At 73.4% G+C, this 15,561-nt stretch carries 9 protein-coding genes; 3 read left to right on the top strand and 6 right to left on the bottom strand.

Features of this window, described 5'->3' with window-relative positions:
- Positions 1 to 192: 192 nt before the first annotated feature.
- The 4 genes from ACIBAI_RS09585 to ACIBAI_RS09570 all read right to left on the bottom strand — a co-directional run bounded on the left by ACIBAI_RS09585 (position 193) and on the right by ACIBAI_RS09570 (position 6,329).
- Positions 193 to 1,596, bottom strand: coding sequence for a lysine N(6)-hydroxylase/L-ornithine N(5)-oxygenase family protein (locus ACIBAI_RS09585; RefSeq protein ID WP_399032530.1), 1,404 nt, complete (start codon positions 1,594 to 1,596; stop codon positions 193 to 195).
- Complete coding sequence (locus tag ACIBAI_RS09580; protein ID WP_399032528.1) at positions 1,593 to 2,984, bottom strand: pyridoxal phosphate-dependent decarboxylase family protein; 1,392 nt, start codon at positions 2,982 to 2,984, stop codon at positions 1,593 to 1,595. The genes ACIBAI_RS09585 and ACIBAI_RS09580 overlap by 4 nt, the downstream gene beginning before the upstream one ends.
- A gap of 188 nt (positions 2,985 to 3,172) precedes the next feature.
- Positions 3,173 to 5,722 (bottom strand): aminopeptidase N, encoded by a 2,550-nt coding sequence (pepN, locus tag ACIBAI_RS09575; protein ID WP_399032526.1) that lies wholly within the window; start codon positions 5,720 to 5,722, stop codon positions 3,173 to 3,175.
- A 253-nt stretch (positions 5,723 to 5,975) separates the two neighbouring features.
- The gene (locus ACIBAI_RS09570; protein ID WP_399032524.1) at positions 5,976 to 6,329 is read right to left on the bottom strand and encodes a chorismate mutase; all 354 of its coding nucleotides are present in this window, start codon (positions 6,327 to 6,329) and stop codon (positions 5,976 to 5,978) included.
- A gap of 157 nt (positions 6,330 to 6,486) precedes the next feature.
- On the opposite strand from ACIBAI_RS09570, the gene ACIBAI_RS09565 reads away from it, so the two are divergent.
- The 3 genes from ACIBAI_RS09565 (at position 6,487) to ACIBAI_RS09555 (ending at position 9,397) form a co-directional block, all read left to right on the top strand.
- Positions 6,487 to 7,383, top strand: coding sequence for a hypothetical protein (locus tag ACIBAI_RS09565; RefSeq protein ID WP_399032522.1), 897 nt, complete (start codon positions 6,487 to 6,489; stop codon positions 7,381 to 7,383).
- 40 nt (positions 7,384 to 7,423) lie between these two features.
- A complete protein-coding gene (locus tag ACIBAI_RS09560) occupies positions 7,424 to 8,065 on the top strand; it encodes an SIMPL domain-containing protein (protein ID WP_399032520.1) in 642 nt (213 codons plus the stop codon).
- Positions 8,066 to 8,491: 426 nt separating this feature from the next.
- Positions 8,492 to 9,397: a chitosanase gene (locus ACIBAI_RS09555; protein WP_399032518.1), complete on the top strand. Its 906-nt coding sequence runs from the start codon at positions 8,492 to 8,494 to the stop codon at positions 9,395 to 9,397.
- Positions 9,398 to 9,505: 108 nt separating this feature from the next.
- On the opposite strand, the gene ACIBAI_RS09550 is transcribed toward ACIBAI_RS09555, so the two are convergent.
- Positions 9,506 to 10,969 carry a glutamate synthase subunit beta gene (locus tag ACIBAI_RS09550; RefSeq protein ID WP_399032516.1) on the bottom strand — a complete coding sequence of 488 codons (1,464 nt, stop codon included), beginning with the start codon at positions 10,967 to 10,969 and terminating at the stop codon, positions 9,506 to 9,508.
- Positions 10,962 to 15,554 (bottom strand): glutamate synthase large subunit, encoded by a 4,593-nt coding sequence (gene gltB, locus ACIBAI_RS09545; protein ID WP_399032892.1) that lies wholly within the window; start codon positions 15,552 to 15,554, stop codon positions 10,962 to 10,964. Before gltB ends, ACIBAI_RS09550 begins: the two co-directional genes overlap by 8 nt.
- Between the last annotated feature and the right edge of the window lie 7 nt (positions 15,555 to 15,561).

Genomic DNA, 15,561 nt, shown 5'->3' with positions numbered 1-15,561 from the left:
TGTGTGCTTCCGGCGTGCCGGGTGCTGAGCCCCGTGCGAGGGTGCTCGGGGCGGGGCCCGGCGCGGCGGGCGGGTGTGCGCGGCGTCGTGCGGCGGGCGGGTGGCGGCGGGGTCCGGGGCCGTGGTGGCGGATCGGCGGCGTCGGCGTGGTTCTCGCGCCGGCGCCGCCGGCGTGTCGGCGGCCGGCGGGGGTCATCGTCCGTCGGTGAGCGGGGTGAAGCGGGCGGTGGGCGGGGTGCGGGGCTGGTGGAGGCCGAAGGTGGTGAAGGCGGTGCGGGCGGGGAGCGGGTAGGGCTCTTTGCCGGTGAGGGTGTTGAGGATGGTGGCGCTGCGCCAGGCGGCGAGGCCGAGGTCGGGGGCGCCGACGCCGTGGGTGTGGGTCTCGGCGTTCTGGACGTAGACGGCGCCGGTGACGCGGGGGTCGAGGGCGAGCCGGTGCCGCTCGTCGATGCGGGGGCGTCCGTGGTCGTCGCGGCGCAGGTAGGGCTCGAGTCCGGCGAGGAGCTGGTCGAGGGGGCGTTCGCGGTAGCCGGTGGCGAGGACGACGGCGTCGGTGGTGAGGCGGGTGCGGGTGTTCTGCTGGGTGTGTTCGAGGTGGAGTTCGATCCTGGTGGCGGCGACGCGGCCAGCGGTGCGGACGTGGACGCCGGGGACGAGGACGGCGTCGGGCCAGCCGCCGTGCAGGCTGCGGCGGTAGAGCTCGTCGTGGATGGCGGCGATGGTGTGGGTGTCGATGCCCCGGTGGAGTTGCCACTGGGCGGTGACGAGGTGGTCGCGGACGGGTTCGGGGAGGGCGTGGAAGTAGCGGGTGTAGTCGGGGGTGAAGTGTTCCAGGCCGAGCTTGGAGTACTCCATGGGGGCGAAGGCCGGCGTGCGTCCGATCCAGTGGATCCCCTCGTGTCCGGCGGGGCGGTTGCGGAGCAGGTCGAGGAAGATCTCGGCGCCGGACTGTCCGGTGCCGACGACGGTGACGTGTCCGGCGGTGAGGAGGGCGGCGCGGTGGTCGAGGTAGTCGGCCGCGTGGAGGACGAGGAGGCCGGGTGTGCCGGCGAGGGGTTCGAGGGGGCCGGGCAGGTGGGGTTCGGTGCCGATGCCGAGGACGACGTTCCGGGTGCGGGTGCAGCCGTGGGCGGTGGTCCGTCCGTCGGGGTCGAGCCGGGTGTGGTCGATTTCGAACAGGTCGTGTTCGGGGTTCCAGCGGACGGCGTCGACCCGGTGGCCGAAGTGGAGTCCGGGGAGGTTCTCGGCGACCCAGCGGCAGTAGGCGTCGTATTCGGCGCGGTGGATGTGGAAGCGTTCGGCGAAGTAGAAGGGGAAGAGGCGTTCGCGGGTCTTGAGGTAGTTGAGGAAGGTCCAGGGGCTGGCGGGGTCGGCGAGGGTCACCAGGTCGGCGAGGAAGGGGACTTGGAGGCGGGAGCCGTCGACGAGCAGGCCGGGGTGCCAGGTGAAGGCGGGACGCTGGTCGTAGAAGGCGGCGTCGAGTTCGGGGAGGGGGTGGGCGAGGGCGGCCAGGGAGAGGTTGAACGGGCCGATGCCGATGCCGACCAGGTCGCGGGGTGCGCCGGGCTCGGGGTGCGGGGGGTTGGTGGGGGTCATCGGGGGGTGTGTCCTTCCACGAGGTTCAGGAGGGCGGTGAGGTCGTCGGGGTGTGCGGTGGGGTTGAGGAAGGTGGCTTTGAGCCAGAGGCGTCCGTCGAGCCGGGCGCGGCCGAGGACGGCGTGGCCGTGGGTGAGGAGCCGTCGGCGTACGGCGGCGACGGTGGCGTCGGTGGCGTGGGCGGGCCGGAACAGGACGGTGCTGAGGGTGGGCGGGGCGTGGAGCTGGAAGGCGGGGTGGGCGTGGACGAGCGCGGCGAACTCGGTGGCGTGGGCGCAGACCCGGTCGACGAGTGCGCCGATGCCGCGGCGGCCGAGGGTTTTGAGGGTGACGGCGATTTTGAGGGTGTCGGGGCGTCGGGTGGTGCGCAGGGAGCGGCCGAGGAGGTCGGGGAGGCCGGCGTCGGTGTCGTCGTGGGCGTTGAGGTAGTCGGTGTGGTGGCGCAGTGCGGTGAGGTCGGTGGGGCGGCGGACGGCGATCAGGCCGGCGGCGGCCGGTTGCCAGCCGAGTTTGTGCAGGTCGAGGGTGACGGTGTCGGCGGTGTCGAGGCCGGTGAGCCGGTGGCGGTGGCGGTCGCTGAAGAGGAGTGCTCCGCCGTAGGAGGCGTCGATGTGCAGGCGGGCGCCGTGGGCGGCGCAGCGGGCGGCGATCTCGGGCAGTGGGTCGACGAGTCCGGCGTCGGTGGTGCCGGCGGTGGCGGCGACGAGCAGGGGGCCGGGCAGGGCGCGCAGGGTCTCGTCGAGGGCGGTGGGGTCGAGGGTGCCGGTGGGGGCGGGGACGGTGACGGGTTCGGGCAGGCCGAGCAGCCAGGCGGCGCGGGTCAGTGAGTGGTGGGCGTTGCCGCCGGTGACGAGGCGGACGTCCGGGCCCTGGGTGTGGCGGGCGAGCAGCAGGGCGAGCAGGTTGGACTCGGTGCCGCCGGTGGTGACGAGGGCGTCGGGGGTGTCGTGGCCCGGGCCGGTGGCCGTGCTCGGGTAGACCTCGCGGGCGATCGCCCGGGTCACCAGTTCTTCCAGCGCGGAGGCCGCGGGGGCCTGGTCCCAGGAGTCGAGGGAGGGGTTGAGGGCGGAGGCGGCGAGGTCGGCGGCGGTGGCCGCGGCGAGGGGCGGGCAGTGGAGGTGGCCCGTGCACAGGGGGTGCGCGGGGTCGGCGGCGCCTTCGGCGAGTGCGTGGACGAGGACGCGCAGGGCGTCGGGGTCGCCCTGGTCGGGCAGGACGTCGCCCACGGTGGTCCGCAGGCGTGCGGCGACCGCGTCCGGGCCGCCCGCGGGCAGGGGGCCGCCGCGGGTGCGGGCGCCGGTGCGCAGCGCGTCGAGGACGGTGTGGAGCAGTGGCCGCAGGGCGTCGGGGCCGTGGGTGCCTGAGGCGAGGGGCGCCGTGCTCGGCATGGGGACCTCCGGGGCGTGGGGCGGGGGATCCGCCGGGGAGGGCTCCAGCTTGTACCGGGATGTTCGGTCCCGCCCGAAAAGCCCGCCGATCGACCCGAAAGGGGGTATGTCGCCTTGCCCGGGTGCCGGGAGGGGTGCGGTGGCGCGGGCCGGTGCCCGGTGGGCCGGCCCGCGTCACGGCACCGGTGTCACGCCTTCCGCAGCCGCAGCGCCCGTGCCAGGTCGTCGAGCTGGTCGACGAGCTTGCGGCGCAGGGCGGGGGTGGGGTCGGCGTCGCGCAGGCATTCCTCGCCCAGGCGCAGGGTGTCGGGGTCGACGGCGTGGGCGGGGAAGGCGTACTGGCCGGCGGCCTCGGCGATGGCGGGGCCGCGGCGGGCGGCGAGGGCGACCGCGTCCTGGTAGAAGCGCGGCACGTACGGCCGTACCAGGTCGGCCTGTTCGGGCTGCCAGAAGCCCTGGGCGGTGGCGGTGAAGAGGTAGTTGGACAGGTCGTCGCGGGTGAACATCGCCTGCCAGGCGGCCGCCTTGGCGTCGGCGTCGGGCAGGGCGGCCCGGCAGCGGGCGGCGCCCTCCTGTCCGGTGGCGCTCGGGTCGTTCTCCAGCTCGGCGGCGATGGCGGCCTCGTCGACGGCGCCGAGGACGGCGAGGCGGGTGAGGATGCGCCAGCGCAGTTCGGGGTCGAGTTCGGGGCCGCCGGGCACGGTGCCCTCGGCGAGCCAGGCGGCGATGGCGTGGGGGTGGGCGGCGGCGTCGATGAAGTGGCGTACGGCGATCAGGCGCAGTCCGGGGTGGTCGCCGTCCTCGGTGCGGCGGATGAGGTCGCGGCACAGGTCGGTGAGGGTGGCCAGGACGGCGGGCCGCTGGTCGGGGCGGGCGTAGCGGTCGGCGATCCGGGTGGCGGCGAAGGCGAGGACGCCCTGGACGACGGCGAGGTCGGTCTCGTGCGGCAGGTGGGCGCGGGCGGTCTCCAGGTAGGCGGCGGGCGGCAGTTCGCCGTCGCGGACGGCGTCGCGCAGGGCGTTCCAGACGACGGCGCGGGTGAGCGGGTCGGGCAGGCCGGAGAGGGCGGCGCGGACGGTCCTGAAGGAGGTGTCGTCGAAGCGGATCTTGGCGTAGGTGAGGTCGCCGTCGTTGAGGACGACGAGTGCGGGGCGGGGGCCGGCGGCGCCGAGGGTGGTGTCGCCGTCGGCGGGGACGTCCGTCTCCAGGCGGTCGCGCGGGGTCAGGCGGCGCGCGTCGTGGAGGTCGTGGTCGTACAGGCCGACGGCGATGCGGTGCGGGCGGGTGCGGGCGTCGTGGTTCCCGGCCGGTCCGGGCGGGGTCGCGGGGCTGCCCCGGTGCCGGACGGCGAGGTGCCAGTTCCCGTCCTGGGCGCGGAGTTCGGGGACGAGGGTGTCGACGCCGGTGGTGCGCAGCCAGGCGTCGGCCCAGGCGTGGACGTCGCGGTCGGTGGCGGCGGCGAGGGAGTCGATGAAGTCGGCGAGGGTGGCGTTGCCGAAGCGGTGCCGGGCGAAGTGGGTGTTGATGCCGGCGAGGAAGTCCTTCTCGCCGAGCCAGGCGACGAGCTGGCGCAGGGCGGAGGCGCCCTTGGCGTAGGAGATGCCGTCGAAGTTGAGCAGTGCGGAGGCGGTGTCGGGGACGGCCTCGGGGGCGACGGGGTGGGTGGAGGGGCGCTGGTCGGCGTCGTAGCCCCAGGACTTGCGGGTGATGCCGAAGTCGGTCCAGGTGTCGGTGAAGCGGGTGGCCTCGGCGGTGGTCTGGTAGCCCATGTACTCGGCGAAGGACTCGTTGAGCCAGATGTCGTCCCACCACTTGAGGGTGACGAGGTCGCCGAACCACATGTGGGCCATCTCGTGGGCGATGACCATGGCGCGGGTCTGCCGTTCGGTGTCGGTGACGGCGGAGCGGTAGACGAACTCGTCGCGGAAGGTGACCAGGCCGGGGTTCTCCATGGCGCCGGCGTTGAACTCGGGGACGAACGCCTGGTCGTAGGAGTCGAAGGGGTAGGGCTCGGCGAACTTCTCGTGGTAGCGGTCGAAGCAGGCGCGGGTGACGTCGAGGATCTCGTCGGCGTCCGCCTCCAGGAAGGGGGCCAGCGAGCGGCGGCAGTGGATGCCGAAGGGCAGGCCGCGGTGTTCGGTGCGCACCGAGTGCCAGGGGCCGGCGGCGACGGCGACGAGGTAGGTGGAGATCGGCGGGGTGGGGGCCGCCTTCCACACGCCGCCGGTGTGCTCGGTGACGCTGTTGGCGAGGACGGTCCAGCCTTCGGGGGCCTTGACGGTGAGGTCGAAGACGGCCTTGAGGTCGGGCTGGTCGAAGGCGGCGTAGACGCGTTGGACGTCGTCCAGGAACAGCTGGGTGTAGACGTAGGTCTCGCCGTCGGTGGGGTCGGTGAAGCGGTGCATGCCCTCGCCGGTGCGGGAGTAGCGCATGGCGGCGTCGACCCGCAGTTCGTGCTCGCCCGGGGTGAGGTTCTTCAGCGGCAGCCGGTTCCCGTCCAGGGTCCCCGGGTCGAGGGGCTGTCCGTCGAGGGTGGCGGAGCGCAGTTCGGCGGGCTTGAGCTCGACGAAGGTGTCCGTGGCGTCCTGGCCGTCGCGGACGGCGAACCGGATGGCGGTGCGGGAGTCGAAGGTCTCGTCCCCACGGGTCAGATCGAGGTCGATCGTGTAGTGGTGGACGTCGAGGAGCTGGGCACGGTTCTGCGCTTCGTCGCGCGTCAGTACGGACATGCAGCACATGCTGCCTGATGGGGTCGGCAGCGCACAGGGGCGGATCGGTACGCGGTCTATGTCCGGTCCTGCGCCGGCGCGGCGCCCCCGGTGCCGCGTTGCGGCGGCACGCGCGGGCCGGGCGGCCGCCGGCGGGGCGGGTGGCCTACCGGGGCGGGCGGGGCGGGCGCTCGCGGGGCGGGGGCCTGCCGGGCGTCGTACGGGGCGGGCGGCCCGCCAGGCGGGGGGATCGGGCGGATCGGCCGGGTTCCCGGACCGGCGGTCAGGCCGGCGTCGACGCCGCGGTGCCGTTGCCGGACTCCTCCGCGATGCGTTCGTGGTGGCGGATCACCTCGGCGACGATGAAGTTCAGGAACTTCTCGGCGAACGCCGGGTCCAGCTTGGCGTCCTCGGCGAGCGCGCGCAGCCGGGCGATCTGGCGGGCCTCGCGGGCCGGGTCGGCGGGCGGGAGCTGGTGCCTGGCCTTGAGGTGGCCGACCTGCTGGGTGCACTTGAAGCGTTCGGCGAGCATGTGGACGACGGCCGCGTCGATGTTGTCGATGCTGTCCCGCAGCCGGGTGAGCTCCGCGCGGACGGCGGGGTCGACGTCATGGGTACCGGTGTCACTGGTGGTCATGGGCGCTCAGCCTACGGGGCGGCGGCTCCCCGCCCGCCGCCGGACGGCCCGGCCGGGGCCCGGGTACCGGCCGGAACCGGGCCGGAACCGGGCCGGGAGAATCCTCCCGGATCCCCGTAGAGTGGGAACCGGGCACAGGCGTCCTGGGGGTTCAGGCGTGGCGGACGACGGACCGGTCGAGCACGGCTATCCGCACCTGGAGACGGTGCGGGCCGCGGTCACCGCGCTGTACCGGCGGCTGTCGTGCGACACCGTCCGGACGTTCTCCACCAGCGTGGCCCCCGCCGACGTGGCGTTCTGCGACACCGACGACCTGTACCTGGGCGCGCAGCGGGTGGCCCGCGAACTGGTGCGCCACTACCGGCTCCCGGACGCCCGGCTGATCGTCGGCTTCCGCGCGATGCGGCACGCGGCGAACGTCGAACTCGCCGCGGGGCCGGAGTACTTCGTCGAGCTGAACGACCGGTTCCGCACCCATCGGCGGGACATCGGCGCGGCCCTCGCGCACGAGGTGATGCACGTGTACCTGCACCGCCTCGGCCTGTCCTTCCCCGGCGTCCGGGAGAACGAGATCCTCACCGACACGGCGGCGGTCTTCCTGGGCGCGGGGTGGCTGCTGCTGGACGCCTACCGGCAGGACGGGGTGTCCTCGCAGAAGCTGGGCTACCTCACCCCGGAGGAGTTCGGCTACGTGCTGGCGAAGCGGGCGCTGCTGTTCGGGGAGGACCCGTCGGTGTGGTTCACCAGCCCGCAGGCGTACACGGCGTACGTCGAGGGCATGGCGCGGGCCCGGCACGACGAGCGGCAGCCCCCGCTGACGGCGGCCGGCTGGGCGGGCCGCCGCCGCTACGCCCGGGACCGCCGCCGCGCCCAGGAGCACCCCGCCGCGAGTCCGCGGGCGGACGCGCCCTACTCCTTCACCCCCGACGGCCACGGCCCGCTGCGGGTCTGCTTCCCCTGCCCGACCTGCCACCAGCGGATCAGGGTGCCGGTGCGGGGGCGGGTGCGGGCGCGGTGCGCGCTGTGCCGCACGGTGCTGGAGTGCGACACGTGAGACCGCGGCATGGGGGTGCCGGGGGTGCTTCAATGCGCGCATGACGGAAACGATCAGGGAGCCCTGGGGGCTCAGTGTGTTCGGGGCGGGCAGTGTGCGGGTCGAGCCCCAGCTGGTGCGGGTGCGGCTGGCGGTGGACGTGCTCAAGCCGTCGCCGGACGAGGCCTTCCGGGAGGCGGGCGCGGCGGTGGCCCGGCTGCGCGAGGCGCTGCGCCGGCACGGCATACCGGACGCGGCGGTGTCGGGTTCCCGGCTGAAGCTGAGTTCGGAGTACGACGGTTACGGCGGTGAGCGCACGTTCGCCGGTTACCGCTGCCGGGCCTCGTACGCCGTGGAGGCCGAGGCGCTGGACTATCTCCAGCAGCTGATCGTGGACGCCGTCGAGGCGGGCGCGCACCACATCGACCACGTCGAGTTCGACGTGCGGGACAAGCCGGGGCTGCGGGACGAGGCCCGGCGCCGGGCCGTGGCCGCCGCCCGCCGCAAGGCCGAGGTGTACGCGGAGGCGGCGGGCGTGCGGCTCGGCCCGGTGGTGCACATCCAGGACGTGGACGCCGAGTCGTACGAGTTCGGGCAGCGCCGCGGGCACGGCGGCGGGGGCGGCGGCTCGGCGGGCGATCTGGCGCCGGGGATGGTGGAGGTGTCGGCGGGGGTGGTGATGGGGTTCGCGCTGGGCCGCTGACGCGCCCCGCGCGGCCGGGCCGCACGATCCTCCGGGCCCGCGCGGCCGGCGGCCGCTTCGGAACTCGTCCGGCGGACGGTCCCGCGGCCCGGCGCCGGACACCGCGCGCGGATGCCGGGGTGCGTCACGGCCGCCCCGCCTCTCCCTCCCCCCACAGGTGTTCGTTATTTTGTTCGCCGCCGTCCCCACCGGCTCAGCACCTGTCACCGTCCCCCTTCCCGAGGAGCCGGCCGTGGATCCCGAGTCCGCCGTCACGACCTGCCGCCGCCGTCCCGCGGCGGAGCGCCCCGTGCGCCGTCCCCGCCGCGAGCGGCACGTCCCCGCCGGCCGCGGCTGCCGGGGCCGGCGGGGGCCGGCGCGGGCGGTGGTCCGCGTGGGGCCGCCGCCGGTGGCGAAGGTGTCCGAACCGACCGGAGGTGTCGCCCAGTGAAACGCGTCGGTCTGCTGCTCTTCGCGGCCGTCCCCGTCGTCGCCGCGGCGGGGGTCTACGTCCTGTCCCCCGCGGACTCCCCCGAAGCGCCGGCGAAGCCTCCCGCCTCCTCCGCGCAGCTGTCCCGGGAGGAGGCCAAGGACCGGGCGGAGCAGGAGCGCGCCGAGGACGACAAGGTGATCGCCGGCCTGCCGCCGGGCCTGGCCGACCCCGCGAAGAAGGAGCTGGCCCAGCGGATCGTGTCGAGCGCCGAGACCTCCACCCTCGACTGGCGCAGCACCTACGGCTACATCGAGGACCTGGGCGACGGGCAGGGCTACACGGCGGGCATCGTCGGCTTCTGCACCGGCACCCACGACCTGCTCGCCCTGGTGGAGCGCTACACCGAGGAGCACCCCGGCAACGGCCTGGCCCGCTATCTGCCCGCCCTGCGCGCGGTCGACGGCACGGACTCCCACGAGGGCCTGGACCCCGGCTTCCCCGCGGCCTGGCGGGCCGAGGCCGAGGTGCCCGCCTTCCGCGAGGCCCAGGAGGAGGAACGCGACCGGGTCTACTTCGAGCCGGCGGTCCGTCTCGCCAAGCTCGACGGCCTGGGCACGCTCGGCCAGTTCGTCTACTACGACGCCCTGGTCTTCCACGGCCCCGACACCGACCCCGACGGCTTCTACGGCCTGCGCGAACGCGCGATGAAGCGGGCCGGCACCCCCGCGCGGGGCGGCGACGAGAAGGCCTACCTCGACGCCTTCCTCGACGTGCGCCGCGCGGCCATGAAGGCCAGGGGGCCGAACACCGACACCACCCGCGTCGACACCGCCCAGCGGCGCTGGCTGGACCAGGGGAACCTGGAGCTGCGGACTCCGCTGGAGTGGGCGGTGTACGGGGAGGCGTACCGGGTGCCGTAGCGGGGCGGGAAAAGGTGACGGCGCCTGCCCGGTCGTCCGGTCGGGGACAAGGGGGCGGGCGCCGTCGGTGTTCCGTACGCCGTTGTACGGGACGTCCGGTGCGGTCGCTCAGACCGTCAGCGCGCGGTCCGTCGGGCGGATCGGCGCCGGGAGGTCGCTGGCGCCCGTGAGGTAGCGGTCCACGCCGCGGGCCGCCGAGCGGCCCTCCGCGATCGCCCACACGATGAGCGACTGGCCGCGGCCGGCGTCGCCGGCGACGAAGACGCCCGGCACGTTGGTCTGGAAGTCGGCGTCGCGGGCGATGTTGCCGCGCGCGTCGAGCTCCAGGCCGAACTGCTCCACCAGGCCGTTCTCCCGGTCGGTGCCGGTGAAGCCCATGGCGAGGGTGACCAGCTGGGCCGGGATCTTTCGCTCGGTGCCCGGCTTGGGGGTCAGCTTGCCCTCGACGAACTCGACCTCGGTCATGTGCAGCCACTGCACGTTGCCGTCCTCGTCGCCCTCGAAGTGGGTCGTGGAGACGGAGTAGATCCGCTCGCCGCCCTCCTCGTGGGCGCTGGTGACCTTGTACAGCATCGGGAAGGTCGGCCACGGCTGGGAGACCGGGTTCCGCTCCTCGCCCGGGCGGGGCATGATCTCCAGCTGCGTCACGGAGGCCGCGCCCTGGCGGTGGGCGGTGCCCACGCAGTCCGCGCCGGTGTCGCCGCCGCCGATCACCACGACGTGCTTGCCCTCGGCCGAGATCGGGGAGGTGACGTAGTCGCCCTCCTGGACCTTGTTGGCCAGCGGCAGGTACTCCATCGCCTGGTGGATGCCCTTGAGCTCGCGGCCGGGGACCGGCAGGTCGCGCGGGGTGGTGGCGCCGACGGCGAGCACGACCGCGTCGTACCGCTTCTTCAGGTCGGTCGCCTTCAGGTCGCGGCCGATCTCGACGCCGGTGCGGAAGCGGGTGCCCTCCGCGCGCATCTGCTCGATGCGGCGGTTGATGTGCCGCTTCTCCATCTTGAACTCGGGGATGCCGTAGCGCAGCAGGCCGCCGATGCGGTCCGCTCGCTCGTACACCGCGACCGTGTGGCCCGCCCGGGTCAGCTGCTGGGCGGCGGCCAGGCCCGCCGGGCCCGAGCCGACGACGGCGACGGTCTTGCCGGACAGGCGCTCGGGGATGCGCGGGGCGACGTCCCCGGTCTCCCACGCCTTGTCGATGATGGAGACCTCGACGTTCTTGATGGTGACCGGCGGCTGGTTGATGCCGAGCACGCACGCCGACTCGCACGGCGCCGGGCACAGCCGCCCGGTGAACTCCGGGAAGTTGTTCGTCGCGTGCAGGCGCTCGGAGGCGGCGGCCCAGTCCTCGCGGTAGGCGAAGTCGTTCCACTCGGGGATCAGGTTCCCCAGCGGACAGCCGTTGTGGCAGAACGGGATGCCGCAGTCCATGCACCGGCTGGCCTGCTTGCTGATGATCGGCAGCAGCGAGCCGGGGACGTAGACCTCGTTCCAGTCCTTGACGCGCTCCTCGACGGGGCGGGTCCTGGCGACCTCGCGGCCGTGGTTCAAAAAGCCCTTCGGATCAGCCATTGATCGCCGCCTCCATCATCTTCTCGTGGGTCTCGGACTCGGAGAGACCGGCTCGCTCGGCGGCGTCCTTGGCGGCGAGCACTGCCTTGTACGTACTGGGGATGATCTTGCTGAAGCGCTCCACGGCGCTGTCCCACTCGGCGAGCAGCTTCCCGGCGACGGTCGAGCCGGTCTCCTCGTGGTGCCGGCGGACGACGTCGTGCAGCCACTGCCGGTCGGTGTCGTCGAGCGCCTCGATCGCGTCCAGGTTGCCGGCGTTGACGTTGTCGCGGTCCAGGTCGATGACGTACGCGACGCCGCCGGACATGCCGGCCGCGAAGTTGCGGCCCGTCTCGCCGAGGACCACCGCGTGGCCGCCGGTCATGTACTCGCAGCCGTGGTCGCCCACGCCCTCGGAGACGACCAGCGCGCCGGAGTTGCGGACGCAGAAGCGCTCGCCGACCCTGCCGCGCAGGAACATCTCGCCGCTGGTGGCGCCGTAGGCGAGGGTGTTGCCCGCGATGACGCTGTACTCGGCGAGGTGGTCGGCGGCCCGGTCCGGGCGGACGATGATCCGGCCGCCGGAGAGGCCCTTGCCGACGTAGTCGTTGGCGTCGCCCTCCAGGCGCAGCGTGACACCGCGCGGGACGAAGGCGCCGAAGGACTGGCCGGCGGAGCCGGTGAAGGTGATGTCGATGGTGTCGTCGGGCAGGCCCGCGCCGCCGAACTTCTTCGTCACCTCGTGGCCGAGCATGGTGCCGACCGTGCGGTTGATGTTGCGGATCGCGACCCGGGCGCGCACCGGCTGGGCGTCGGTGGCGGAGTTCGCGGCCAGGGCGTCGGCGGCGAGCCGGATCAGCTCGTTGTCGAGCGCCTTCTCCAGGCCGTGGTCCTGGGCGACGACCCGGTGGCGCGCCGCGCCCTCGGGCAGCTCGGGCACGTGGAACAGCGGCTCCAGGTCCAGGCCCTGCGCCTTCCAGTGGTTCACGGCGCGGGTGACGTCGAGGACCTCGGCGTGGCCGACGGCCTCCTCGATGGAGCGGAAGCCCAGCTCGGCCAGCAGCTCGCGGACCTCCTCGGCGATGAACCGGAAGAAGTTCACGACGAACTCGGCCTTGCCGGAGAACCGCTCGCGCAGCACCGGGTTCTGCGTGGCGATGCCGACCGGACAGGTGTCCAGGTGGCACACGCGCATCATGACGCAGCCGGAGACGACCAGCGGGGCGGTGGCGAAGCCGAACTCCTCGGCGCCGAGCAGCGCGGCGATGACCACGTCCCGGCCGGTCTTGAGCTGGCCGTCGGTCTGCACCACGATCCGGTCGCGCAGGCCGTTGAGCAGCAGCGTCTGCTGGGTCTCGGCCAGGCCCAGCTCCCAGGGGCCGCCCGCGTGCTTGAGCGAGGTCAACGGGGAGGCGCCGGTGCCGCCGTCGTGGCCGGAGATGAGCACCACGTCCGCGTGCGCCTTGGACACGCCCGCGGCGACCGTGCCGACGCCGACCTCCGAGACCAGCTTGACGTGGATCCGCGCCTGGGGGTTGGCGTTCTTCAGGTCGTGGATCAGCTGGGCCAGGTCCTCGATGGAGTAGATGTCGTGGTGCGGCGGCGGCGAGATGAGGCCGACGCCGGGCGTCGAGTGCCGGGTCCTGGCCACCCACGGGTACACCTTGTGGCCGGGCAGCTGGCCGCCCTCGCCGGGCTTGGCGCCCTGGGCCATCTTGATCTGGATGTCGTCGGAGTTGACCAGGTACTCGGACGTGACGCCGAAGCGGCCGGAGGCGACCTGCTTGATGGAGGAGCGGCGCGCCGGGTCGTACAGGCGCTCGGGGTCCTCGCCGCCCTCACCGGTGTTGGACTTGCCGCCCAGCTGGTTCATGGCGATGGCGAGGGTCTCGTGCGCCTCCTTGGAGATGGAGCCGTACGACATGGCGCCGGTGGAGAACCGCTTGACGATCTCGCTGGCCGGCTCGACCTCCTCGACCGGGATGGGCTTGCGGTCGGACTTGAAGCCGAACAGGCCGCGCAGCGTCATCAGGCGCTCGGACTGCTCGTTCACGCGCTCGGTGTACTTCTTGAAGATGTCGTAGCGGCCGGTGCGCGTGGAGTGCTGGAGGCGGAAGACCGTCTCCGGGTCGAACAGGTGCGGCTCGCCCTCGCGGCGCCACTGGTACTCGCCGCCGATCTCCAGCGCGCGGTGCGCCGGGGCGATGCCGGAGGCCGGGTAGGCCTTGGCGTGGCGGGCGGCGACCTCCTCGGCGATGACGTCGATGCCGACGCCGCCGATCTTGGTGGCGGTGCCGTTGAAGTACTTCTCGACGAAGGCCTCGTCCAGGCCGACGGCCTCGAAGACCTGGGCGCCGCGGTAGGAGGCGACGGTGGAGATGCCCATCTTGGACATGACCTTCAGCACGCCCTTGCCGAGCGCGTGGATCAGGTTGCGGATGGCCTTCTCGGGCTCGACGCCGGGCAGGAAGGTGCCCGCGCGGACCAGGTCCTCGACGGACTCCATCGCCAGGTACGGGTTGACGGCGGCGGCGCCGTAGCCGATGAGCAGGGCGACGTGGTGGACCTCGCGGACGTCGCCGGCCTCCACCAGCAGGCCCACCTGGGTGCGCTGCTTGGTGCGGATGAGGTGGTGGTGGACGGCCGCGGTGAGCAGCAGCGACGGGATCGGCGCGTGCTCGGCGTCCGAGTGGCGGTCGGACAGGACGATCAGGCGGGCGCCGTTGGCGATGGCGGCGTCGGCCTCGGCGCAGATCTCCTCGATGCGGGCGGAGAGCGCCTCGCCGCCGCCGTGCACCCGGTACAGGCCGGACAGGGTGGCGGCCTTGAAGCCGGGCATGTCGCCGTCGGCGTTGATGTGGATGAGCTTGGCCAGCTCGTCGTTGTCGATCACCGGGAAGGGCAGGACGACGCTGCGGCAGGAGGCCGCGGTCGGCTCCAGGAGGTTGCCCTGCGGGCCGAGGGAGGAGCGCAGGGAGGTGACCAGCTCCTCGCGGATGGCGTCCAGCGGCGGGTTGGTGACCTGCGCGAACAGCTGGGTGAAGTAGTCGAACAGCAGCCGCGGGCGCTCGCTGAGCGCGGCGATCGGCGAGTCGGTGCCCATCGAGCCGATCGGCTCGGCGCCGGTCTTGGCCATCGGCGCGAGGATGACGCGCAGCTCCTCCTCGGTGTAGCCGAAGGTCTGCTGGCGGCGGGTGACCGAGGCGTGGGTGTGCACGATGTGCTCGCGCTCGGGCAGGTCGCCCAGCTCGATCTCGCCGGCCTCCAGCCACTCCTGGTAGGGGTGCTCGGCGGCGAGCTGCGCCTTGATCTCGTCGTCCTCGATGATGCGGTGCTCGGCGGTGTCGACGAGGAACATGCGGCCCGGCTGCAGGCGGCCCTTGCGGACGACCTTGGCGGGGTCGATGTCGAGGACGCCGACCTCGGAGCCGAGGACGACGAGGCCGTCGTCGGTGACCCAGTAGCGGCCGGGGCGCAGGCCGTTGCGGTCGAGAACGGCGCCGACCTGGGTGCCGTCGGTGAAGCAGACGCAGGCGGGACCGTCCCAGGGCTCCATCATCGTGGAGTGGTACTGGTAGAAGGCGCGCCGGGCCGGGTCCATGGAGGTGTGGTTCTCCCACGCCTCCGGGATCATCATCAGCACGGAGTGCGGCAGCGAACGCCCGCCCAGGTGCAGCAGCTCCAGCACCTCGTCGAAGGAGGCCGAGTCGGAGGCGTCCGGGGTGCACACCGGGAAGATCCGCTCGAGGTCCTTGTCGCCGAACAGGTCGGAGACGAGCTGGGACTCGCGGGCGCGCATCCAGTTGCGGTTGCCCTTGACGGTGTTGATCTCGCCGTTGTGCGCGACGAACCGGTAGGGGTGTGCGAGCGGCCACGAGGGGAAGGTGTTCGTGGAGAACCGGGAGTGCACGAGCGCGATCGCGGAGGCGAACCGGCGGTCGGACAGGTCCGGGAAGAAGGGCTCCAGCTGGCCGGTGGTCAGCATGCCCTTGTAGACGATGGTGCGGGCCGACAGCGACGGGAAGTAGACGCCCGCCTCGCGCTCGGCGCGCTTGCGCAGCACGAAGGCCTTGCGGTCGAGGTCGAGGCCCGTCGAGGCGCCGTCGGTCACGAAGATCTGGCGGAAGACGGGCATCGTCGACCGGGCGGTGGCGCCCAGCAGGTCGGGGGCGGTCGGCACCTCGCGCCAGCCGAGGACGGTCAGGCCCTCGTCCGCGGCGATGGCGTCGATCCGCGCGACGGCGTCGGCGGTGGCGTCCCCCGGCAGGAAGGCGATGCCGACCGCGTAGGCGCCGGCCTCGGGCAGCTCGAATCCGGCCACCTCGCGGAAGAAGGCGTCCGGCACCTGCGACAGGATGCCCGCGCCGTCGCCCGAGTCGGGCTCGGAACCGGTGGCGCCCCGGTGCTCCAGGTTGCGCAGCACGGTGAGTGCCTGCTCGACCAGGGTGTGGGACGCCTCGCCGGTGAGGGTGGCGACGAAGCCGACGCCGCAGGCGTCGTGCTCGTTGCGGGGGTCGTACATACCCTGCGCAGCAGGGCGAGCATCCATGAACGACCAGTTCTGGCCGTTCGCGGAGTGCTGGGACGGCTGGCGCGGCGTACGCATCGGCTCT

Source organism: Streptomyces sp. NPDC051041, assembly GCF_044456065.1.
GTDB lineage: Bacteria > Actinomycetota > Actinomycetes > Streptomycetales > Streptomycetaceae > Streptomyces > Streptomyces glaucus.
The sequence above is the reverse complement of the archived record's forward strand: the minus strand, read 5'-3'. Positions and strand labels throughout refer to the sequence as shown.